Source organism: Sphingomonas sp. J344, assembly GCF_024700005.1.
Classification (GTDB): Bacteria; Pseudomonadota; Alphaproteobacteria; order Sphingomonadales; family Sphingomonadaceae; genus Sphingomonas.
The window spans coordinates 683,703-705,481 of record NZ_JAJONB010000002.1; the positions used below are offsets into that span (position 1 = coordinate 683,703).

The following is a 21,779-nucleotide window of genomic DNA, read 5'->3' on the forward strand; positions in this document are numbered from 1 at the left end:
GGGGGCGGCGGACCAACAGGTCCGCCGCCCTTTGTTTGTAGGCTGGCTGCGCCAGCGCGGCACCGGCCCGCTCCCCCGCCCGGCCACCCAAAATAACTGTCGGCGGGAGGCCGGGTGGTGGAGCGGGCCGGTGCCGCAAGCCGAAGGTTACGCCCGGCCCATCGCCAGGAACTTGGCGCGACGACCCTGACGCAGCGCGGTGGCGCTCTGGCCCGACAACTCCTCGAGCGCCGACTCGATTGCGTCGCCCAGCGAGTCGATCGCTGCTGCGTGATCGCGGTGCGCGCCGCCCAGCGGCTCGGTCACGATCGTGTCGATCACGCCCAGTTCCTTGAGGTGCTGTGCGGTGACCTTCATCGCCTCGGCTGCGTCGGCGGCCTTGTCGGCGGTGCGCCACAGGATCGACGCGCAGCCCTCGGGCGAGATCACCGAATAGACGGCGTGTTCCATCATCAGCACGCGGTTGCCCGCTGCGAGCGCGACTGCGCCGCCCGAACCGCCCTCACCCAGGATCGAGGCGACCATCGGCACGCCGAGATTTAGGCATGCCTCGGTGGAACGGGCGATCGCCTCGGCCTGCCCGCGTTCTTCCGCCTCCATTCCGGGGAATGCGCCGGACGTATCGACCAGCGTTACTACGGGGATGCCGAACTTGTCGGCAAGCTCGACCAGCCGGATCGCCTTGCGATAGCCCTCGGGCTTGCCCATTCCGAAATTGTGGCGCAGGCGGCTGGTGGTGTCGTCGCCCTTTTCATGGCCGATCACCATCACGCGCTGGCCACGGAACCGGCCCAGCCCGCCCTGAATCGCCTGATCGTCGGCGAAGGCGCGGTCCCCGCCCAGCGGCATGAAGTCGGTGATCAGCCGCGCGACATAGTGCTTGAAGTGCGGGCGCTCCGGGTGGCGCGCGACGAGCGTCTTCTGCCACGGGGTCAGCTTGGCATAGGCGTCCTTGAGGAAGCGGTCGGATTTGGTCTGGAGCTTGGCGACCTCGGCCTCGATATCCACCTCGCCGCCCGCCGCCGCGTCGCGCAATTCGTCGATCCGGGCCTGAAGCTCCGCGATCGGCTTTTCGAATTCAAGAAAACTAGCCATCGACGCGGCACTATTCCCGGTCGCGCTTCGCGTCAACGCGGCGGGCATCGGCAAGCGGGTGGCGTTCGTTGACCAAGCTCACCAGCCGGGCGCTGTCGACATGGGTGTAGATTTCGGTGGTCGCGATATCGGCATGGCCCAGCATCGCCTGCAGCGCGCGCAGATCGGCCCCGCCCTCCAGCAGATGCGTGGCAAAGGCGTGGCGCAGGACGTGGGGGCTGATCCGGTCGGGCGGGATGCCCGCCATGCCCGCGATCTCCCGCACCATCTGGTAGAGGCGGATTCGGCTCAAATGCCCCTTGCCTGAAGGGAACAGCCAGGGCCGCGCCGGATCGACATGGTCGCGCCACGCCGCCACTGCCGCGCGGGCGCGATCCGAGAGCGGGACCAGCCGCTCCTTCCCGCCCTTGCCGCGCAAGATCAGATAGGGCTTGTCGGGCTGAACCGCGCCGCGCGGAAGCGACACCAGCTCGCTCGCACGCAGTCCCGATCCGTAGAGAAGCTCGATCAGCGCGAGCATACGCAGGTCGCGGGGATCGGGCGGCACGCGATCGATCCGCGCCTGAATCGCCGCGAAGATCGCTTCGACATCGGCGCTGGACAGGGTTTTCGGGAGACCGCGCCCGGTTCCGGGCCGGGGCAGCGCGCTGCCCGGATCGTCGGCGCGCAGCTTTTCGTCGAGCAGGAAGCCGTAGAAGCGGCGCAGCGCGGCGGATTTGCGCGCCACCGTGGCGCGGGCAAGGTCGCGCCACTCTTCCGCCAGCCGCTCGATCGCCGCGCGATCCGCCGACGCCAGCCCACCGTCGAGCGCCTCCGACGCCAACCGCAAATCGGTGCCATAGGCCGCAATGGTGTTGGCCGAGGCCCCGGCTTCGGCCGCCAGCATCTCCAGAAAGCGCTCGATCAGCGCCGGGTCGTCCCCGGGGCGGATCGCGTTCAAAGCCGGATGATCGCCTCGACGGCGATCATCCGCGCATAGCCGTCGAGCCCGACCTGGGTCAGCGCGCGGGTGATGTGGTACAACGCCTCGGGCGAGACCCCTTCCCACACGCGGCTCTGCATCCCCACCGCGGCGAGCAGCACCACCGTGCCTGGCTGGTTCGCATCCGCTGCCTGCGCAATGGCCCGGGTCCATGCGTTTGCGGCACCGAACTCGACGCCCGATGCACGCATCAGCCGCTCGCCGTCTCCCGTCGGGATGCGGCCCATGCCAGCCATCGCGGCGATCAGCATCGCGCCATTGGTGGAGTCGACCCTGTTGCGATACGCCTCGACATCGTCGACCGCGACCGCGCGCCCCGGCTCCGCGAGCAGCAGCATGCCCCAGCCATCGCTGCCGCGCGGAGCGATTTCCTTCCAGCGCAATGCGGCACGGTCGAGTCCCGCGCTTAGCATGGATGCGATCAGGCGATCGGCGTCGGCGCTATGCTCGGCGGACGGGGTCAGGCGCGCGGCGGCGCGGGCGGTGAGGATCAACCGGCTATAAGTGGCGCGCGGCCCCTGTGCCTCGTCCCAAAGCTGCCGCATCCGCTCGACGCGGTCGGCGGCAGTGGCGGCGGTGAAGGCGGCGCGCAGGTCGCGCGCGACCGCGACCTCGGCGATCGACGCATCTTCCTGCGCCTCGATCTCCCCATAGAGGTCGGTCAACGCCTGGCTCGAGAACACGCCCTGGCTCGCCGCCGCTTCGGCCGCAGCGGCACGGTCGCGCAGACCGAGCATCGGCGCGGTCGCGCGCCAGTAACGCAGCTGCGGCCCGGCGGTGCCATAGAGCCGTTCGGGAACATCGGTGTCCGACGCGACCGCGAGGCCCCAGCGCCACGCACTGATCCGGTCGACCGCATCCCACTCGATCGTCACCGCGCGGCGGCCGGACACGCCCATGCCGACGAGTTTCTCGGCGAGCAGCACATCGACCGAGGTACCCATGCGGCGGCGGCTCGCGTCGATCAGCGGGCCCGCCTTGCTGGGATCGCCGTCGAGACCAGCGCAAATTGCCTCGACCAGCCGCCAGTTGCGGTCGGGCGCGGAGTCCAGCGCGGGTCTGACCATCGGGCACATGCCGCCCGGATCGGCGGTGGCGAGCATCGCCTGCATCGCCACCTGGAACATCTTGGGCGTATAGTTGGCGACATCGACCGACTGGACCAGCGCACGGGCGGCATCCGCCTCCCCCATGCGGATCAGCAGCCAGGCACGCTCGGCCGCGAAATCTGCCCCGTTGAGGCCGCGTGGCGTATTCACGCGCGACAGCAGTGCGCGGCGCAGCGCAATCGACAGCCAGCGCGACGCGACCGGCGCATCGGTGCGGCGCATCAGTGTCTGGAGGAAGCCGCCATCGGCAGTGCCGAATGCGGTGACGGACAGTCCATCACTCGCGGGCGAAGACGGCCCGACCTGTGCCAGCGAGCGCTTGGCGAAATCGGGAAGCTCGTAACGCGCGATCGTTGCGTAATCGATCTCACCGGTCGCCTCAGGCGCGACCCCGCCGGCGGCAGCCGTACCGTTGCCGGCCTCACCCGCAGGCGCAGCGACCGCATCCGTGCGTGGCGCGGTCGTCGGCCCGGTGGCGGGTGCCGGGGCCGGTGCGGGGGCGGGCGCAGGCGCAGGCGCGGGTGCCGGAACCGGATCGTCGAAGCCGGGGGGTAGCAGCGATTCGGGTCGATCCTGCCCCAGCGCGGGAATTCCGACGCCGGCAGCGACCACCAGAACCGCGGCGAGCGCGGTCTTAGTTCGAGAGATTGTCAAGCGGGACGACCTTCTCGACGCGCACCGGCTGTTTCTCCGTATCGCGCCCGGCGAGGAAAAACAGTCCTCCGATCAACAGGATAGCGACAATGATGACAATGATGAGCGAACGGGACATCGACCCCCTCAAAGCGGTTCTATATGCAGGCGACGGGCCTTTTGCCCGAGCGCGATGCTCGCTGTATAGCCCCCGCGACCATGCTGCAAACCCGTCCGTCGCCCACCGAGCCGCTGACCCGCCCGATCGTGCTGATCGGACTGATGGGCGTGGGCAAGACCACGGTGGGCCGCCGCCTCGCCCAACGGCTCAAACTCCCCTTTGTCGACGCCGATGCAGAGATCGAGACAGCGGCGGGAATGACCGTCGCGGAAATCTTCGAGCGATTCGGCGAACCGCACTTCCGCGACGGCGAGCGGCGCGTGATCGCGCGGCTGATCGATGGCGAACCCAAGGTTATCGCGACCGGCGGCGGCGCGTTCCTCAATGACGAAACCCGCGCGCTGATCCTTGACCAGGCAACCGCGATCTGGCTGGACGCCGCCCCCAAGGTCTTGGCGGAGCGGGTCGCCAAGCGCGACCATCGCCCGCTGCTGCGCGGAAAGGATCCGTTACAGGTGCTCACCGAACTCGCCGCCATCCGCAACCCGATCTATGCGCTCGCCCCGATCCATGTGGTGAGCAAGGCGGCGCCGCATGAGGCAACCGTGTCCGCAATTCTGGCGGAACTGGGCCGATGAAGATCGTTCCGGTCGCGCTGGGTGCGCGCAGCTATGAGGTTCGGATCGCCAGCGGGCTGCTGACGCAGGCCGCCGAACAGCTCGCTCTGCTGTCACGGGGTCGCCCGTTCGTCATCGTGACCGACGCCAATGTCGCGCCGCACGCCGCGCGCCTTTCGGCGTTGCTGCACAATGGCGGTCTGACGAGTGACATCATCGTCCTGCCCGCCGGCGAGGCGACCAAGAGCTGGGCGCAGCTCGAAGCGCTGACCGACGGACTGCTGGAGCGCGGGATCGAGCGGGGCGATCATGTCGTCGCGTTCGGTGGCGGGGTGATCGGCGACCTGGTCGGTTTCGCTACATCGATCCTGAAGCGCGGCTGCAAGTTCGTGCAGATCCCGACGACCTTGCTGGCGCAGGTCGACAGCTCGGTCGGCGGCAAGACCGCGATCAACAGCCGTGCAGGCAAGAATCTGATCGGCGCGTTCCACCAACCGTCGCTGGTACTGATCGACCCCGATCTGCTCGACACGCTGCCGTTACGCGACCTGCGCGCGGGCTATGCCGAGGTCGTGAAATACGGGCTGATCGACGATTTCGCGTTCTTCGAATGGTGCGAGGCCAATGGCGCGACCTTGCTGTCCGGCGATCCGGCGGCGCGCGAATATGCCATAGCGCATTCGGTGGCCGCCAAGGCGCGGATCGTGGCGGCGGACGAGCGCGAGACGTCGGGCGTGCGCGCGTTGCTCAACCTCGGCCATACGTTCGGCCATGCGCTGGAGGCCGAGACCGGCTTTTCGGACGCGCTGCTGCATGGCGAGGGTGTCGCGGCAGGCATGGCGCTGGCCTTTGCCTATTCGGCGCGGCGCGGCCTGTGTCCGGGGCAGGACGCCGAACGGGTCGCTGCGCATCTGCGGGAAATGAACATGCCGCACGATCTGGCCAGTGCCGGGATCACCGCATCGGGCGAGACGTTGGTCGGCCATATGCTGCACGACAAGAAGATGGACGCCGGCACCCTGCCCTTCCCTGCTCGCGCGCGGGATCGGGCAGACCTATCTCGACAAGCAGGTCGATCTGGCGGACGTCGCGGCGTTTCTGGATGAATTGCCGCGCTAGAATCGTCAGCATACGGCACCCACGCTCCCGCCTCGCCATCGGCGACAAAGCTTGGGGTGGAGGGTAGATGTTCCGGGGGATTACCCCCCACCCCGGCGTCCCCAGGACGGGGACGCTGAGCTTCAAGCCTCTAGCTGCCGCATCAGGCTGCGTACTGCGCCGTCGATTTCGCTGTCGGTGCCGCGCAGTTCCTCGATGCGGCGGACGGCGTGGATGACGGTCGAATGGTCGCGGTTGCCGAACTTGCGGCCGATTTCGGGAAGCGAGCGTGTGGTCAGGCGCTTGGCCAGATACATGGCGATCTGGCGCGGGCGCGCGATCGCCACCGCGCGGCGCTGTGACACCAGGTCGAGCTGCTTGACGTCGAAATGGGACGACACTGCCTTCTGGATCTCGTCGATCGTGACGCGGCGCTGGCTGCCGCGCAGCGCTTCGCCCAGCACGCTCTCGGCGAACGCGATCGTCACGACCTCGCTGTTGAGCTGCGCATAGGCGACGAGGCGGTTGAGCGCACCTTCCAGCTCACGCACCGACGAGCTGATCCGCGCTGCGAGCAGGTCAAGCACCTCGGACGGCACCGTTGCGCCCGCCATGTCTTCCAGCTTGCGGTCGAGGATCGTGCGGCGCAGGCCCAGCTCGGCGGGCTTGATATCGGCGGCGAGGCCCGACCCGAGGCGCGAGGCAAGACGGGTTTCGATCCCCTCGAGCGCCAGCGGGCTGCGGTCGGCGGCGATCACCAGCCTTTTGCCCTCACGCATGAATTCGTCGACTGTGTGGAAGAATTCCTCCTGGGTCGATTCCTTGCCCGCGATGAACTGTAGATCGTCGATCATCAGCAGATCGACGCCGCGCAGTCGCGCCTTGAAGGCATAGGTGTCGCGCTCACGTACCGCACGGACGAATTCGAACATGAAGCGCTCGGCGGGCATGTAGATCGCGGACGCATCGGGGCAGGCGTCGAGAAACGCATGGCCGATCGCATGCATCAGGTGCGTCTTGCCCTGGCCGGTGTTACTGTGAAGGTAGAGCGGGCTGAAGCGCGGCTTGCCCGGCTCGGCCAGCGCCTTGGCGGCGTTGAACGCGACGCGGTTGGTCGTGTCGACGACGAACCGATCGAAGGTGAAGCGCAGAATCGAGATTGGGACGCCCGATCGCTTGACCGCCCGCTCCGGCCTGGGCCGAGGGCGTGGCGGGCACCGCCGCTTCAGCCACCGGGGCCGCTGCGGCGAGTTCGCGATTCGAACGCGCATCGACCGTCTCGATCGAAACCGTGCGCACGCCCGGAAGCTGCGCGCGGAATTCCATCATCAGACGGTCGGCGTAGTGATTCTTGACCCAGTTGGTCATGAACGCGGACGGAAGGCCGAGCCGGACCGTCTCTGCGTCGTCGCCGGGAATCAGGACGATCGGCTTCAGCCACTGGTCGAACAATCGTTGGCCTGCGGAAAGCCGCAGATTGCCGCGCACGCGTGTCCAGGCCTTGGCTTGATCCATAGTTCGTCGCTGCCCCTCAATTGCCAACACCTGCAGGTGCGCGCCGCGCACATGCCATCCCCCCGCGCGCGCAAGGTTCACCCCGCACGCATCTCGCTCAGGCAACAGCCTCCCGCAGCCGGAATCACATCCGCACTTGGTTGGCGCCTAAGCTGATTCCACCGACGTGAACGCCGCGGTGGAAGTCCGTTTTAGGGACGCATTTCTGAGTCGATCAAGAGGGGGGCATGTAAAGAATCTGAAATAAGTAGGGTTGACTCACTGTCAGCCCCGGAAATGCGTTATTTCAGTTTTAACATGCTGTTTTACTGCGGTTTTTTTGAATCGTTACATCGCCGTGACACCGCGACTCGTTGCAATTCCGCGATCTGCGTGCGGTGCGTATGAAATTGGTCTGGTGACAAAAGAAAAAACCCCGCCGGCACGGGGCCGGCAGGGCGATCACTTCATGCTGCCCGAGGGCTCAGCCGAGTGCGGCGAGACGCTTGGTCAGGCGCGAGAACTTCCGCGAAGCGGTGTTCTTGTGAACCACGCCCTTGGCCACGCCACGTGCCAGCTCCGGCTGCATCGCCTTGAGCGCGGTTTCCGCCGCGGCCTTGTCGCCGCTGGTCAGCGCGCTTTCGACCTTCTTGATGAAGGTGCGGATGCGGCCGACGCGGGCACCGTTTACTTCGGCGCGGTTGGCGTTGCGGCGGATGCGCTTCTTGGCTTGCGGCGTGTTCGCCATGAATCTTCGTTCCTGTTTTCAATGCGAAAAGAGGCGCGGATTTCCGTCCCACGCCTCGGGAAAGCGCGCCCCTTAGCGGCGGTGGACGATTCGGTCAACCGGTAACGGGCTGGAACGCCCCGCGACCTCCTCCTATTTCTGGCATTTCGGACACCAGAAGGTCGAACGTCCGCCCTCGGCATACCGCGCGACGGTGCCGCCGCACGCGCATGGCTCGCCCTCACGGCCATACACGTTGAACTGCTTCGAGAAATAGCCAAGCTCGCCGTCCGGCTGGGCATAATCGCGCAGGGTCGATCCACCCGCCGCGATCGCCGATTCTGAGTACCGCGTGAACCGCACCGACCAGCCGCTGAAGCTGAGGCCGGGTCAGCGATCCGCCGCTGCGCCTGGGCGAGATGCGCGAATCGTGCAGCGCCTCGCACACATAGATATTGCCCAGCCCGGCGACGATGCGCTGGTCGAGGAGCAGCAGCTTGATCGACGCGGTGCGCCCTGCAAGCGCCTGAAGCAGATGATCGGCGGTGAAGTGCGGCCCGAGCGGCTCCGGCCCCAGTGCGGCAAAGGGCGGCCACGCGCCGACATCTGCCGTCTCGACCAGATCGACTGACCCGAATCGCCGCGCGTCGTTGAGCGCCAGCCGACGTCCCGCCTCTGTCTCGATCAGCAAATGGTCGTGGGTCAGCAACTCCGCGGGATCGATTCGCCAGCGCCCGGACATGCCGAGGTGGAAGATCATCGTGTCGCCGCGATCGGTGTCGATCAGGCCGTATTTGGCACGCCGCCCGAGTGCCGTGACGGTCGCGCCGGTCAGCCGCTGGCCCAGATCGACCGGCATCGGACGGCGCAGATCGGGGCGTCGCAGTTGGACGCGCGCAATCCGCTGCCCCTGCAATGCGGGAGTCAGGCCGCGAACGGTGGTTTCGACTTCGGGAAGCTCGGGCATTTTGTCCAGCTAAGCGGGCTTTGCCGCGCCCACAAGGGCGGCTAAGGGCTTGGCCATGACCGACACCGTCTCCTTTGGCTATGAAGAGGTTGCGCCCGACGAGAAGACCCGCCGCGTCGGCGGCGTGTTCTCCAGCGTGGCGTCGCGCTACGACATCATGAACGACGCGATGTCGGGCGGGCTGCACCGCATCTGGAAGGACGTATTCGTCCGCCGCGTAAAGCCGCGCGAGGGCGAGGCGATCCTCGACATGGCCGGCGGCACCGGCGACATCGCGTTCCGCATGGCCGAACATGGCGCGGCGGTGACCGTCGCCGACATCAACCCGGACATGCTGGCGGTCGGCATCGACCGCGCGGCCAAGCGCGGCATCGACGGACTGGTGTGGAGCGAGGCGAATGCCGAGACACTGCAATGGCCCGACCGCTTCTTCGACGCCTACACGATCGCGTTCGGGATTCGGAACGTGACCGACATCCCCGCCGCGCTGCGCGAGGCGCGTCGCGTGCTGCGCCGGGGCGGGCGGTTCTTCGTGCTCGAATTCTCGACCACGCTGTGGCCCGGGTTTGCGGACGTGTACAACGCCTATTCGCACCATCTGGTGCCGAAGCTCGGCGAGTTGCTCGCGGGCGATGCCGACAGCTATCGCTACCTGGTCGAATCGATCCGGCGATTCCCCGACATGCCGACGTTCGAGCAGATGATCAAAGACGCCGGCTTCGTGCAGACGCGGGTCGAACCGATGCTGGGCGGGCTGGTCGCCATTCATAGCGGCTGGAAGATTTGACCGCTCCCGTCGTTCATCTGTGGCGCCTCCTCAAGTGGGGCCGCACGCTGGCGCGTCACGGCGCGCTGCGCGGGATCGAGCGCGACCGCAATACGCCACGCCCGGTGCGCCGCATGGCGCGCATCGCCCGGTTCGGCGCGCGCGTTCCCGAAGTGCCGCGCTATGCCGATGCACTGCAGGCGATCGGCCCGGCGGCGATCAAGCTCGGCCAGACGCTCGCCACCCGGCCCGATCTAATCGGCGAGGCGGCGGCGCATGACCTGCTGCGCCTGCAGGACGCCCTGCCCCCCGTCCCCTTTGCGGTCATCCGCGCGGCGATGGAGGCGAGCTTTGGTCGCCCGATCACCGACCTGTTCGCGTCCATCGAGGAAGTGCCGATCGGCGCCGCGTCGATCGCGCAGGTCCATCGCGCGATCACCACCGACGGCCACCAGGTCGCGGTGAAGGTGCTGCGGCCGGGCATCGAAGGCGAGTTCGCACGCGCAATCGAGACCTATGAATGGGCCGCAGCTCAGGTCGAGGGCATGGGCGGTGAAGCCGCGCGGCTGCGCCCGCGTCTCGTCATCGAAACCTTCAAGCGCTGGACGGCGCGCGAGTTGGACCTGCGGCGCGAGGCGGCGTCAGCGTCGGAACTGTCCGAATCGATGGAGGCGGAGCCCGACTTCACCGTTCCCGCGATCGACTGGCAGCGCACCACCGGGCGGGTGATGACGCTGGAGTGGATCGACGGCATCAAGCTGTCCGACCGCGACGCGCTGATCGCGGCGGGACACGATACCGAGCGGCTGGCGAACACATTGGTCCGCGCATTCCTGCGCCAGGCGATTTCGGAGGGGTTCTTCCACGCCGACATGCATCAGGGCAATCTGTTCGCCCTGCCCGGCGACCGGATCGCGGCGATCGATTTCGGCATCATGGGGCGGATCGACCGGCGCGCGCGGGTGTGGCTGGCGGAGATCCTCTACGGCCTGATCACCGGCAATTACCGCCGGGTCGCGGAGATTCATTTCGAGGCGGGCTATGTCCCCGCGCACCACAATGTCGCCGAGTTCGCGACCGCGCTGCGCGCGGTGGGCGAGCCGATGCGCGGGCTGCCGGTCAAGGACATGAGCGTCGGCATGATGCTCGACAGCCTGTTCAACATCACCCGCGATTTCGACATGCAGACCCAGCCGCATTTGCTGTTGCTGCAAAAGACGATGGTGATGGTCGAGGGCGTCGCAACCCGCATCCACCCCGACATCAATCTATGGGACAGCGCCGCACCGTTCGTGCGCGAATGGATCCGCACCGAATTGGGGCCGGAAGCATTCCTTGCCGACCGGATTTCGGAGGATTTGAAGACGCTCGCGCGGCTGCCCAAGCTGATCCGCAATATCGAACGCCACTTCCCCGACCCGGGCGGCGCGCCCCCTGCCCCACCGCTGCGCGAGATCGAGGTGGTGCGGGTCGGCGGCGGCTGGCGGTACGGCGTGGTCGCGCTGCTCGCGGCGGGGGCAGGCGTCGCGGCGACATTGCTGTTTGCCTGACAAAAGTCACCCGGCCCGCTAGGGAGACCGCATGACCCGCGCCCCGCTCTGGCTCTCCACCCCCAGCCGCTTCGCCGCTTTGCCGGTAGCGCGGGCGCGGCTGGTTGCGGCGGGCGTCGCGTTGCTGATCCTTGGCGCGCTCACCGTGCTGTTCGTGCCGGTACCCGCCCCCGGCGCGACCGGGGCGGGAGCCGACCGGCAGGGCGATGTCGCGCTGTATGAATCGATCGTCGCGGCGGTGGCGCATGGCGAGGATTATTACCGCTCCGCCGCCGATGCGTTGCGCGCGGGCAGCTATCCGCTGCGGCCGTTCCTGACCTTTCGCATGCCGGGACTGGCGGTGGTGCAGGGCGCATTGCCCGCGCTCGCGATCATCGCTTTGCTCTATGCGCTCGCCGCCGCGACCGCGTGGAGCTGGTATCGCCGCATCGCCGAAGCCCTGCCGCGCTGGCCCGCGCGCGCGGTGGCTTTGGGGCTGCTTGCCGCGGGGATGTTGGCCTTTGTCCAGTCCGCACTGGTCGCGTTTCACGAGATTTGGGCGGGGCTTCTCGTCGCGCTCAGCCTCGCGCTGCGCCGCCCCGGCCGCTGGGTCGAGGCGGCGGCGATCGGCGCGCTGGCGATGCTGATCCGCGAGACGGCGGCGCTTTATGTTGTGGTGATGGCCGCGCTCGCCTTTGCCGAGGGACACAAGCGCGAGGCAGCGGGGTGGGCCGCAGCGCTCGGGTTGTTCACGGTGGCATTGATCGCGCATGCGGTGGCGGTCCACGGCGTCACCGGGCCGCTCGATGCTGCCTCGCCGGGCTGGGCAGGGCTCAACGGCTTTGGCCTGTTCGTTCGGGCGATGACGTTGGCGACGGGGGTGCAACTGCTCCCCCCGCGCTCGCCGCGATCCTCGTCGCACTGGCATTGGTCGGCTGGGCGAGCTGGCGCGATCCGCTGGCGTTGCGCGCGCTCGCCACCTTTAGCGCCTATGCGCTGGTCATCAGCCTGTTCGCGCGGCTCGACACCTTCTACTGGGGGCTGATCATCGCTCCCGCTTTCCTGATCGGCCTGGCATTCGCCCCCGACGGGCTGCGCGACCTGTGGGTCCGTGCCCTCGACAGGCGGCGGGTCATCGTGACAAAGGTTTCGTGATGAAGCGCATTCTCCTCATCGTCGGCGGCGGCATTGCGGCGTACAAGGCGTGCGAGCTGGTCCGGCTGATCCGTAAGGCGGGACATTCGGTTACCTGCGTCGTCACTGCGGGTGGTCAGCATTTCGTGACGCCGATGACGCTCGCCGCCCTGTCCGAGAACCAGGTCTATACCACGCTGTGGGACCTCAAGGACGAGGCGGAGATGGGGCATATCCAGCTCAGCCGCGCCGCCGATCTCGTGGTGGTGGCCCCTGCCACCGCCGACCTGATGGCGAAGATGGCGGCGGGCATCGCCGACGATCTCGCCACCACTTTGCTGCTCGCCACCGACAAGCCGGTGCTCGCCGCGCCCGCGATGAATGTGCGGATGTGGCAGCACGCCGCGACCCGCCGCAATGTCGCGACATTGCGGGACGACGGCGTGACCGTGCTGGGGCCCGATGAGGGCCCGATGGCGTGTGGCGAGTTCGGCCCCGGCCGCCTGCCCGAGCCCGAAGCGATACTGCGCGCGATCGAGAACGCGCTCGCACCGTCCTCCGGGCGTCTCAAGGGCAAGCATATCTTGGTCACCGCAGGGCCGACGCATGAGCCGATCGATCCGGTTCGCTACATCGCCAACCGGTCGTCGGGGAAACAGGGCTTCGCGATTGCCGGAGCGCTCGCGGCGCTGGGCGCTCGGGTGACCTTGGTGTCCGGCCCGGTGATGCTCCCCACCCCGGCGGACGTGGACCGCGTCGATGTCGAGACCGCACAGCAAATGGCGGCGGCAGTCGACGCTGTGCTGCCCGTTGATGCCGCAGTGATGGTCGCCGCCGTGGCCGACTGGCGCGCGGGCGATGCGGCCGAGCAGAAGATCAAGAAGGGCGAAGCCGCCCCGGCGCTGGCGCTGGTCGAGAACCCCGACATTCTTGCAGGGCTGGCCAAGAGCGACCGCCGCCCGAGCCTGCTGATCGGTTTCGCCGCCGAAACCGAACGGGTGGTCGAACATGCGGTCGCTAAACGCGCGCGGAAGGGCGCAGACTGGATTGTCGCCAATGATGTTTCGGGCGATGTGATGGGGGGCGATGCCAATCTTGTACATCTTGTCACGGCGTCGGGCGTCGAAAGCTGGGAACGACTTGCAAAGGCCGATGTGGCGCGACGGCTGGCGGAGCGGATCGCCGATGCGCTTTAACCTGTCGCTTGCCCTGCTGCCGCTGCTGATCGCGGGCTGCGCCGCTGACCGCGCGAGCACGCCCGCTGCGCCGAAGCTGTTCACTCAAGGCTATGGCGCGAAGCCGGGCATGGCACCGACGCTGTATGTCGTTGTCCATGGCGATGGCGTGCGAACGGCGATCAACACCGACGGCTTTGCCCGGACGCTGGCGGCGACCGAGCCGGGCAGCGCTGTCGTCCGGCTCCTGCGCCCCGGCTATTCCGACGGCGCAGGCGGCCAGTCACCCGGCACGCGCGGCGCGAGCAGCACCGACGACTATAGTGCGGAGCGGATCGCCGCTGTCGGCGACACGATCGCCGCACTGCGCAACCGCTATCGCCGTGCGCGTGTGGTCGCGATCGGCGAAGCAGGCGGTGCGATCGTGGTCGCGAACCTTGCGGGACTGCGGCCAGGGCTGGTCGACGGAATCGTCCTGGTCTCCTGCCCCTGCGCCTTGCCCGAGTGGCGAAAATACCGCGCGGGGCTTGAGCCGAGCGAAGCGCGCTGGAAGGAAAAGTTGGTCAGCCTTGACCCGTTGCAGACCGCGGGCGGAATCCAGCCGGGACTGCGCGCCGCAATCCTGATCGGTGGTGCCGACACGCGCGTCCCAGCGCGCTTCTCGCGCAGCTATGCCGAGGCGCTGAGCCTGCGCGGCATCGCCACCGATTTCCGCATCATTCCGGACCGCACCGCCCCGGTGCTTGACGACCCGCAGGTGATCGAGGCTGCCCGCCGCCTCGCCGCCGCATTGCCGAGGCGCAACTGATGTCCGCACCGATCACGATTCGCCTGATGCGCCTGACCCATGGCGAGGGTCTGCCCCTGCCCGCTTATGCCACCACCGGTGCCGCAGGTATGGACGTCGTCGCGGCGGAGGATCTGGTCCTCGCCCCAGGTGCGCGCCACGCGGTCGCCACCGGGTTCGCCATCGCGATCCCGCCGGGGTTCGAGGTGCAGGTTCGTCCGCGCTCCGGCCTCGCGCTCAAGCACGGCATCACCTGCCTCAACACGCCCGGCACGATCGACGAGGATTATCGCGGCGAGGTGAAGGTGATCCTCGCCAATCTCGGCGATCAGCCCTTTGCCGTGGTGCGCGGCGAGCGCATCGCACAGCTTGTCCCCGCCCCGGTCCAGCGCGCGACGTTCGATGAGGTCGCGAGCCTCGACGAGACCGCACGGGGCGGCGGCGGATTTGGATCGACGGGTCGGTGATCCTCCCCGCACTTCTCGCGCTCGCCGGCGCGCAGGGCGATCCCACGGCGACGCAGGCCGCACCCGCGCCGGCGACGATCGACTGGGAGAGCCTGCCGGCCGTGCCCTATCGCGAACCGCCAAACATGACCCCGGCGATGCATGACTGGGCGCGCGGACAGGTGCGCGCACGCAAATGTCGCGCGCGCCGACTGGTCGATGGCCGCCCTGCGGTACGGGTCGAGGTAGCGGTACTGGTCGATGAGGAAGGCGTGCGCACCACCGTGCCGCGCGCGATCGGCTGTCCGACGATCGAGCAATATGCCGCGGGACTGGTCGCGGGCTTCTCCCGCAACAACCTGACCCAGCGCACCGCCGCGCCCGGCACCGCATGGTACCGCGCGACGGTGACCTTCGCCTGGCGGCAATGAGTTTTTCCGACGCCGAACTCGAACGCTATGCCCGCCATATCGTGCTGCCCGAAATCGGCGGCGCGGGCCAAGCGGAGCTGAAGGCGGCGCGGGTGCTGGTAGTGGGGGCCGGCGGGATCGGATCGCCGGCGATCCAGTATCTGGCGGCAGCGGGGATCGGGCAGATTGCAGTGATCGATGACGATCGCGTGGACCTGTCCAACCTGCAGCGACAGACGATTTTTGGGACGGAAGATGCTGGCCAACCCAAGGCGGTCGCGGCGGTGGCACGTGCCAAGGCGATCAACCCGCATGTCGAGATACGTGCCTGGCAACTCCGCCTCGAAGGCGGGAATGTCGACAAGCATATCTTTGGCAGCGACGTTGTCCTCGACGGCACCGACAATTTCGAGACGCGCCTGCTCGTCACCGACGCGGCGCTCCGCCACCGCGTGCCGCTGGTCAGCGCCGCCGTCGGGCGGTTCGAGGGACAACTCGGCGTGTTCCGCGGCTGGGAGGCGGACAAGCCCTGCTATCGCTGCTTCGTCGGCGCCGATCCGGAAACGGCAGGGATCAACTGCGCCGAACAGGGCGTGCTCGGCGCGCTGACCGGGATCATGGGCAGCCTCGCGGCACTGGAGGTGATCCGCGCGATCCATCCGTTTGGGGAGGACAGCGCGGGCAAGCTTCTGCTCGCCGACACGCTGGCACTCCGCTTCCGTACGCTGACCTTGCCCAAGGACCCCGGCTGCCCCGCCTGTTCGGGCTGAGCCTTACTCTCCCGGGAACGCCGTCCGCTTCCCGTTTGCCTTGAACACCACGCCGCGCCGCATCACGAACTGGACCTTTTCCATCTGGCGCAGATCGGCGACAGGGTCGCTGGCGACCGCGATGATGTCAGCGTCCATGCCCGGGGCGAGCGCACCGATGCGGTTGCTCTGCCCCAACGCCGCAGCGGCATCGACAGTCGCCGCGCGGATCGCCGCGACCGGGGCCAGCCCGACCTGGTTCATGTACGTGAATTCGAGAGCGTTGGTGCCGTGCGGGCCGACGCCGGAATCGGTGCCGAACGCGATCTTGACCCCGCCCGCGATCGCTCGTCGGTGGCTCTGCTTGACCACCTTCGACACTTCCTCCGCCTTCGCCGCGCTGGCCGGAGGGCGTTCGCCCGCGCGCGCCTGACGGATCACGCTTTCAAAGGCGTGGATGGTGGGCACCAGATAGACGCCCTTGTCCTTGAACAGCTTCACCGTCTCATCGTCGATGAAGCTGCCATGCTCGATCGAATCGACGCCCGCGCGGATCGCCATGTCGATCCCCGACTTGCCGTGCGCGTGGGCAGTGACCTTGCGGCCGAATGCGTGCGCGGTGTCGACGATCGCCTTCATCTCGTCGAAGGTCATCTGCGCCTCCAGCCCGCCCGCGATGTTCGATCCGACCCCGCCCGAGGCGGCGAACTTGATCACCTCCGCCCCGGTGAAGATCTGGTCGCGGGTCGCGCGGCGGCAATCGTCGGCGCCGTTGCACAGATGGTTCGCTTCCTCGCGCTCGAGATGCGCAACTTCGCGATTCAGGCCATTGGCGTCACCATGCCCGGCATGGACCGAGATCATCCGCCCGGCATTGATGATCGTCGGCCCGGCCAGCTCACCGCGGTTGATCGCGTCGCGCAGCGCACGCACCCCGCGCGCCTCGCCGCCCAGGTCCCGGACGGTGGTAAACCCGGCCTCCAGCGTTGCGCGCGCACGCCCAGCCGCACCGACGAACTGGTCCTCCAGATCCTTGGTATTGCCCTCCATCCGCGACTGGAGCGGATAGCCCGAGGAATAGAAATGGACATGCATGTCGATCAGACCGGGCAGGACATAGCGGTCCTTGAGGTCGATAAGCTCGGCCCCGCCCTCCGGCGCGACGAAGCCGTCGCGGATCTCGACCACCTTGCCGTCGCGCACCACGATCGTGCTCGCCCCGCGCGGGGCTTCGCCGGGTTTGGCGAGCAGTGTGCCGGCGTGGATATACTGGACCTTCGCTGGAGCTGCGGTCTGGGCTGCAAGCGGCGTGGCGACGAGCAGCGCAAGCGTGGCGGCGGCGATTCGGTGCATCAGTCTCTCCCTGTTTACCGCAGCCTAGGCGGTAACATGGGATACTGACTAGCCTCCGCGCATCGTGATCGAGGGCGGATCGCTGGCCGGGAAGCTGTCGTTGAGTTCCGCGTCCAGTTCGGCTTCCTGCTTGTTGCGCGCGACGCTCGCCTCCATCCGGGCGATCTGCTCAGGGGTTGCCTCGCTCTGATGCTGCGCTTTCCACGTCGCATAGGGCATGCCGTACACCGCCTCACGCGCAGCTTCGCGGTCGAGCTCGCCGCCGCTCGCCTCGCTCACCCAGTCGGCAAGGCAGTTGCGGCAAAAGCCCGCAAGGCCCATCAGTTCGATATTCTCGGCGTCGGTGCGGTGGCGCAGATGGCGGACCAGCTTGCGAAAGGCCTGTGCGGCAATGCGGTCGTCGATATTGTCTAACGTTGTCACGATTGCGCCTCCGCAGTTGAATAGTGCGCATTTGGCGTTAGGGACCGGCACAGACAAGGGATGGAGAATTCGGCGATGACGAAGGCAATGGCACCGCGGTCACGCAAGGTGCGCGTCCTGGCGACGCTCGGCCCCGCCAGCAACACGCCGGAAATGATCGCCGCGCTTCACGCCGCCGGTGCCGATGCCTTTCGCATCAACATGAGCCATGGTGATCAGGAATCGAAGGTGCCGGTAATCCAGGCGATCCGCGCGCTGGAAAAATCAACCGGCCGCCCGACCACGATCCTCGCCGATCTTCAGGGGCCGAAGCTGCGCGTCGGCAAGTTCGCCGAAGGCAAGGTGATGCTGGAGACGGGTGCAACCTTCCGCCTCGACCGTGACAAGACACCGGGTGACGCAACCCGCGTGGAACTGCCTCATCGCGAGATTTTCGAGGCGGTGACCGAAGGTGCGCGCCTGCTGCTCGACGACGGGAAAATGGTGCTGCGCGTGATCGGCTATGGCGACGGCTGGATCGACACGCGGGTCGAAGTTGGCGGCACGCTGTCGAACTCAAAAGGGCTGAACGTCCCCGACATGGTCCTGCCGCTCGCCGCCCTCACCGAAAAGGACCGCAGCGACCTTGCCTTTGCGGTCGAGCAGAAGGTTGACTGGATCGCGCTGTCATTCGTCCAGCGGCCCGAGGATCTGGCCGAGGCGCGCCGCCTGATCGGGCGCGACGGCCCTGCCCTGCTCGCCAAGATCGAGAAACCGAGCGCGGTCGCGCGGCTCGACGAAATCGTCGAGGCGTGCGACGGCGTGATGGTCGCGCGCGGCGACCTGGGCGTCGAACTGCCGCCGCAGAACCTGCCGCCGATGCAGAAGCGGATCGTCGAAACCTCGCGCCGCATGGGCCGCCCGGTGATCGTGGCGACGCAGATGCTCGAATCGATGATCACCTCGCCATCCCCCACGCGCGCAGAGGTCTCGGACGTTGCGACCGCAGTCTATGACGGCGCCGATGCGATCATGCTGTCGGCGGAGAGCGCGGCCGGTCAGTGGCCGATCGAGTCGGTCACGATGATGGACGCCATCGCCGATTCGGTGGAGCGTGACCCGGCGCATGGCGACCGCGTCCACTTCACCGTGATGAAGCCCGATCCCACCACCGCCGACGCGCTGGCGGAGGCCGCCAAGTCGATCGCGGCGAACGTGTCGGCCAGCGCGATCATCTGCTTCACCATGTCAGGATCCACCGCCCGCCGCATCGCCCGCGAGCGCCCGTCGGTGCCGATCCTGGTGCTGACGCCGAAGGCCGAGACTGCACGCCGCATGGGCCTCCTGTGGGGTACCCACGCAGTCCACACCCGCGATGTCGATTCGTTCGAGGACATGGTCGCCAAGGCGAAGCGCATGGCGATGCGCCACGGTATCGCCAAGGGGGGCGACCGCGTCGTGGTGTGCGCCGGCGTCCCGTTCGGCACGCCGGGTTCGACCAACGTGCTGCACGTGGTGACTTTGGTCGGGGACGAGCTTAAGGGGCGGAGCTAAGCGCTCAGCAGCCCGGCGCCGATCAGTTCGCGCCGGGCGTCCGTCACGTCGGTGAACAACACCGACCGGATTCCGAGCGCCTCTGCCCCCGCCACATTGGCGGCATTGTCGTCGATGAACACAGCCTCGCCCGGCTCGAGCCCGAAGCGGGCGAGCGCGAGGTGGTAGATTGCGGGATCGGGCTTTACCAGCTTCTCTTCGCCCGAGACAACCACATCGCGGAAGCGATCGAACAGCTGCGGCCATTCCGCACGGAAGGGCGGCCAGAATTCGTGGCTGAAATTGGTGATCGCGAACAGCGGCACGCCCGCCACGTCAAGCTCTGCAGCCAGTTCGTGCATTCCCGGTACCGGCCCGCCGACGCTTTCGTTGAAGCGCGGGCCCCAGGCGGCGATCAGTTCGGCGTGCTGCGGAAACAGCGCGGTCAGTTCGGCCGCGGTGTCTGCGAAATTGCGCCCCGCATCATGCTGGAAATGCCAGTCGAGCGTGACGACGTCGCGCACAAACGCTTCGAGCGCCCGATCGTCTCCGATCAGGCGCTCGTAAAGATAGCGCGGATGCCAGGTGAAGAGGACGTTGCCGATATCGAAGATAACGGCGCGCATGGCCCTCTTGCCTGCGCCGGGATCAGCCCTGGCGGGCCTTGAAGCGACGCTGCGTCTTGTTGATGACGTACACGCGGCCACGACGACGGATCACGCGGTTGTCGCGATGACGATCCTTGAGCGACTTCAGGCTGTTCACGATCTTCATGACCGATTCTCTACTATCTCGAATTATGGCGGGTGCCGGAAAAGAGGCGCTCGCCTAGTCGGGACGGGCCGTCAAGTCAAGGAAAGCTTGGCAACGGAACCGACATCCCCGTAACGATGTTGAACCGTAGAGCCGTGGCGCGTGCACGGCAGGAGGATGTGTCCGATGAACACCCGTGCTGTGCTTGCCCTCGCCCTTTCCGCCGCCACTCTGGCCGGGTGCTCCACCAGGATGGGCGGCTCCGCACCGGTCGATGTAACCCGATACCATCTTTCCCAACCGATTCCGGCAGGCACCGTGTCGGTGCAGCCGGTGAGCGGCAACGCGACGGGGCCGGAGGCACAGCTGTATCTCGACGCGGTCGCCGCGACGATGGGCAGTATGGGGTTCGCGGCGGCCCCCGATTCGGCGAAATCGGATTATCTCGCCACGGTCGATTTCCGCCGCACCGATCGCGGGCAGGTGCGCACCCGTCCGCCGGTGACGATCGGCATCGGCGGGGGCAGCTATGGCGGCAACGTTGGCGTCGGCGCAGGCGGCAGCGTCGGAATCGGCAGCAAGACCAGGACGGTCTATGCCTCCGAGCTCTCGGTCCAGCTGCGTCGCCGCGGCGACAACACCGTGATCTGGGAGGGCAAGGCGATGACCGAGACGCTCGGCGCCGCCGACGGCACCCAGCCGACCGACACCGCGACCAAGCTGTCCAATGCGCTGTTCAAGGGCTTTCCGGGGCAGTCGGGTATCACTATCACGGTGAAATGAGCATCCAACTGAACGCCGCGTTCGACAGCGGCAACATCCGACTGATCGACATCGATGGAGACACCGTCGATGTCGAGATCGTCGCCGACCACAAGTCCGACTTCTTCCAGTGGTTCCACTTCCGCGTCGCGGGCGCGAAGGGGCGGACGCTGACGTTCCGCATCACCAATGCGGGCAAGGCCGCCTATGCGTTCGGCTGGCCCGGCTACCGCGCTCGCGTCAGCACGGACCGCACAACCTGGCGCCTGACCGATGGCAGCTATGCCGATGGCGTGTTCAGTTTCACCCACAGCTTCGACAGCGATGTCGCGTGGTTCGCCTATTTCGCGCCGTACAGCATGGAGCGCCACGCCGACCTGATCGCGCGGATGGCGGCCAAGCCCGGCGTGACACATCGCGAGCTGGGGCAGACGCTCGACGGGCGGGCGATGGACCTGCTGACGCTCGGCACGGGACCGAAACAGGTGTGGCTCTATGCCCGCCAGCACCCCGGCGAATCGATGGCGGAATGGTGGGCCGAGGGGGCGCTGGAGAAGCTGACCGACCCGGACGATGCGATCGCGCAGGCATTGCGGGCCAAGGCGACGTTCCACATCGTCCCCAACATGAACCCGGACGGAAGCTTCCGCGGCCATCTGCGCACCAATGCGGCGGGGGTGAACCTCAATCGCGAATGGCATTCCCCGACGATGGCGCAGAGCCCCGAGGTCTTCCTCGTGCGTGGGGCGATGGACGAAACGGGCGTCGATTTCGCCATGGACGTGCATGGCGACGAGGCGATCCCGGCGAACTTCCTGGCGGGGTTTGAGGGAATTCCGTCGTGGACCGACAACCTCGGTGAGAAATTCTACGAGTTCGGCCGCCGCCTCGCCGCCGCGACGCCGCTGTTCCAGCTCGAACAAGGCTATGACAAGTCTGCCCCGGGTCAGGCGAACCTGTCGATGTCGACCAACCAGCTCGCCGAGCGGTTCGGCGCGGTGTCGATGACGCTGGAAATGCCGTTCAAGGACCATGACCCCAGCCCCGACGCCGAGTTCGGCTGGTCGCCAGAGCGATGCAAGGCGCTGGCGCATGCATGCCTCGACACGCTCGCGGGCATGATCGACGAGATCTAGG

Annotated in this window: 21 protein-coding genes and 3 pseudogenes; 13 read left to right on the forward strand and 11 right to left on the reverse strand. The window is 67.4% G+C overall.

The window, feature by feature from the left end; genetic code table 11:
- Nucleotides 1-147: 147 nt before the first annotated feature.
- From LRS12_RS19440 to LRS12_RS19455, 4 genes are read right to left on the reverse strand one after another with little or no spacing between them, the layout of a single operon-like run.
- Entirely contained in the window at nucleotides 148-1,095 is a 948-nt protein-coding gene (locus LRS12_RS19440; protein WP_257846105.1) for an acetyl-CoA carboxylase carboxyltransferase subunit alpha, read from the reverse strand.
- Nucleotides 1,096-1,105: 10 nt separating this feature from the next.
- Entirely contained in the window at nucleotides 1,106-2,035 is a 930-nt protein-coding gene (locus tag LRS12_RS19445) for a tyrosine recombinase (protein ID WP_257846106.1), read from the reverse strand.
- A complete protein-coding gene (locus LRS12_RS19450; RefSeq protein ID WP_257846107.1) occupies nucleotides 2,032-3,798 on the reverse strand; it encodes a hypothetical protein in 1,767 nt (588 codons plus the stop codon). The genes LRS12_RS19445 and LRS12_RS19450 overlap by 4 nt, the downstream gene beginning before the upstream one ends.
- Before the next feature lie 22 nt (nucleotides 3,799-3,820).
- Nucleotides 3,821-3,958 carry a hypothetical protein gene (locus LRS12_RS19455; RefSeq protein WP_257846108.1) on the reverse strand — a complete coding sequence of 46 codons (138 nt, stop codon included), beginning with the start codon at nucleotides 3,956-3,958 and terminating at the stop codon, nucleotides 3,821-3,823.
- A gap of 80 nt (nucleotides 3,959-4,038) precedes the next feature.
- On the opposite strand from LRS12_RS19455, the gene LRS12_RS19460 reads away from it, so the two are divergent.
- Entirely contained in the window at nucleotides 4,039-4,578 is a 540-nt protein-coding gene (locus tag LRS12_RS19460) for a shikimate kinase (RefSeq protein ID WP_257846109.1), read from the forward strand.
- Nucleotides 4,575-5,676 (forward strand): annotated as a pseudogene (gene aroB, locus LRS12_RS19465) (3-dehydroquinate synthase). The gene LRS12_RS19460 and the pseudogene aroB overlap by 4 nt, the downstream one beginning before the upstream one ends.
- 122 nt (nucleotides 5,677-5,798) lie before the next feature.
- On the opposite strand, the pseudogene dnaA reads toward aroB, so the two are convergent.
- The 3 genes and pseudogenes from dnaA to mutM all read right to left on the reverse strand — a co-directional run bounded on the left by dnaA (nucleotide 5,799) and on the right by mutM (nucleotide 8,843).
- A pseudogene (dnaA, locus tag LRS12_RS19470) lies at nucleotides 5,799-7,170 on the reverse strand (chromosomal replication initiator protein DnaA).
- 463 nt (nucleotides 7,171-7,633) lie between these two features.
- Nucleotides 7,634-7,897, reverse strand: a complete 264-nt coding sequence (gene rpsT / locus LRS12_RS19480; RefSeq protein WP_257846111.1) for a 30S ribosomal protein S20 — start codon at nucleotides 7,895-7,897, stop codon at nucleotides 7,634-7,636.
- 132 nt (nucleotides 7,898-8,029) lie between these two features.
- Nucleotides 8,030-8,843 (reverse strand): annotated as a pseudogene (mutM, locus tag LRS12_RS19485) (bifunctional DNA-formamidopyrimidine glycosylase/DNA-(apurinic or apyrimidinic site) lyase).
- Nucleotides 8,844-8,898: 55 nt separating this feature from the next.
- On the opposite strand from mutM, the gene LRS12_RS19490 reads away from it, so the two are divergent.
- From LRS12_RS19490 to LRS12_RS19525, 8 genes are all read left to right on the forward strand, one after another.
- Nucleotides 8,899-9,630: a class I SAM-dependent methyltransferase gene (locus LRS12_RS19490; RefSeq protein WP_257846112.1), complete on the forward strand. Its 732-nt coding sequence runs from the start codon at nucleotides 8,899-8,901 to the stop codon at nucleotides 9,628-9,630.
- Nucleotides 9,627-11,159 carry a 2-polyprenylphenol 6-hydroxylase gene (ubiB, locus tag LRS12_RS19495; protein WP_257846114.1) on the forward strand — a complete coding sequence of 511 codons (1,533 nt, stop codon included), beginning with the start codon at nucleotides 9,627-9,629 and terminating at the stop codon, nucleotides 11,157-11,159. The genes LRS12_RS19490 and ubiB overlap by 4 nt, the downstream gene beginning before the upstream one ends.
- A gap of 31 nt (nucleotides 11,160-11,190) precedes the next feature.
- Entirely contained in the window at nucleotides 11,191-12,183 is a 993-nt protein-coding gene (locus tag LRS12_RS19500; RefSeq protein WP_257846115.1) for a hypothetical protein, read from the forward strand.
- 109 nt (nucleotides 12,184-12,292) lie between these two features.
- On the forward strand, nucleotides 12,293-13,468 hold the full coding sequence (gene coaBC / locus LRS12_RS19505) for a bifunctional phosphopantothenoylcysteine decarboxylase/phosphopantothenate--cysteine ligase CoaBC (protein WP_257846116.1): 1,176 nt from the start codon (nucleotides 12,293-12,295) through the stop codon (nucleotides 13,466-13,468).
- Nucleotides 13,458-14,255, forward strand: coding sequence for a S9 family peptidase (locus LRS12_RS19510; RefSeq protein ID WP_257846117.1), 798 nt, complete (start codon nucleotides 13,458-13,460; stop codon nucleotides 14,253-14,255). Before coaBC ends, LRS12_RS19510 begins: the two co-directional genes overlap by 11 nt.
- Complete coding sequence (gene dut, locus LRS12_RS19515) at nucleotides 14,255-14,701, forward strand: dUTP diphosphatase (protein WP_257846118.1); 447 nt, start codon at nucleotides 14,255-14,257, stop codon at nucleotides 14,699-14,701. The genes LRS12_RS19510 and dut overlap by 1 nt, the downstream gene beginning before the upstream one ends.
- Nucleotides 14,698-15,111 carry a hypothetical protein gene (locus LRS12_RS19520; protein ID WP_257846119.1) on the forward strand — a complete coding sequence of 138 codons (414 nt, stop codon included), beginning with the start codon at nucleotides 14,698-14,700 and terminating at the stop codon, nucleotides 15,109-15,111. Before dut ends, LRS12_RS19520 begins: the two co-directional genes overlap by 4 nt.
- A complete protein-coding gene (locus tag LRS12_RS19525) occupies nucleotides 15,108-15,860 on the forward strand; it encodes a molybdopterin-synthase adenylyltransferase MoeB (RefSeq protein WP_257846120.1) in 753 nt (250 codons plus the stop codon). The genes LRS12_RS19520 and LRS12_RS19525 overlap by 4 nt, the downstream gene beginning before the upstream one ends.
- A gap of 3 nt (nucleotides 15,861-15,863) precedes the next feature.
- On the opposite strand, the gene LRS12_RS19530 is transcribed toward LRS12_RS19525, so the two are convergent.
- Nucleotides 15,864-17,192 carry an amidohydrolase family protein gene (locus LRS12_RS19530; RefSeq protein ID WP_257846121.1) on the reverse strand — a complete coding sequence of 443 codons (1,329 nt, stop codon included), beginning with the start codon at nucleotides 17,190-17,192 and terminating at the stop codon, nucleotides 15,864-15,866.
- Nucleotides 17,193-17,240: 48 nt separating this feature from the next.
- A complete protein-coding gene (locus LRS12_RS19535; protein ID WP_257846122.1) occupies nucleotides 17,241-17,615 on the reverse strand; it encodes a DUF1244 domain-containing protein in 375 nt (124 codons plus the stop codon).
- Nucleotides 17,616-17,690: 75 nt separating this feature from the next.
- Between LRS12_RS19535 and pyk the strand changes: the two genes are divergently transcribed.
- Nucleotides 17,691-19,148: a pyruvate kinase gene (gene pyk / locus LRS12_RS19540; protein WP_257846123.1), complete on the forward strand. Its 1,458-nt coding sequence runs from the start codon at nucleotides 17,691-17,693 to the stop codon at nucleotides 19,146-19,148.
- On the opposite strand, the gene LRS12_RS19545 is transcribed toward pyk, so the two are convergent.
- Nucleotides 19,145-19,753 carry an HAD family phosphatase gene (locus tag LRS12_RS19545; RefSeq protein ID WP_257846124.1) on the reverse strand — a complete coding sequence of 203 codons (609 nt, stop codon included), beginning with the start codon at nucleotides 19,751-19,753 and terminating at the stop codon, nucleotides 19,145-19,147. The two genes, pyk and LRS12_RS19545, sit on opposite strands and share 4 nt — an antisense overlap.
- 22 nt (nucleotides 19,754-19,775) lie before the next feature.
- The gene (gene ykgO / locus LRS12_RS19550; protein WP_066663252.1) at nucleotides 19,776-19,901 is read right to left on the reverse strand and encodes a type B 50S ribosomal protein L36; all 126 of its coding nucleotides are present in this window, start codon (nucleotides 19,899-19,901) and stop codon (nucleotides 19,776-19,778) included.
- A gap of 165 nt (nucleotides 19,902-20,066) precedes the next feature.
- On the opposite strand from ykgO, the gene LRS12_RS19555 reads away from it, so the two are divergent.
- Together LRS12_RS19555 and LRS12_RS19560 are read left to right on the forward strand one after the other, a co-directional pair.
- Nucleotides 20,067-20,663 carry a DUF4136 domain-containing protein gene (locus LRS12_RS19555; protein WP_257846125.1) on the forward strand — a complete coding sequence of 199 codons (597 nt, stop codon included), beginning with the start codon at nucleotides 20,067-20,069 and terminating at the stop codon, nucleotides 20,661-20,663.
- Nucleotides 20,660-21,778 (forward strand): M14-type cytosolic carboxypeptidase, encoded by a 1,119-nt coding sequence (locus LRS12_RS19560; protein WP_257846126.1) that lies wholly within the window; start codon nucleotides 20,660-20,662, stop codon nucleotides 21,776-21,778. Before LRS12_RS19555 ends, LRS12_RS19560 begins: the two co-directional genes overlap by 4 nt.
- Nucleotide 21,779: the final 1 nt, after the last annotated feature.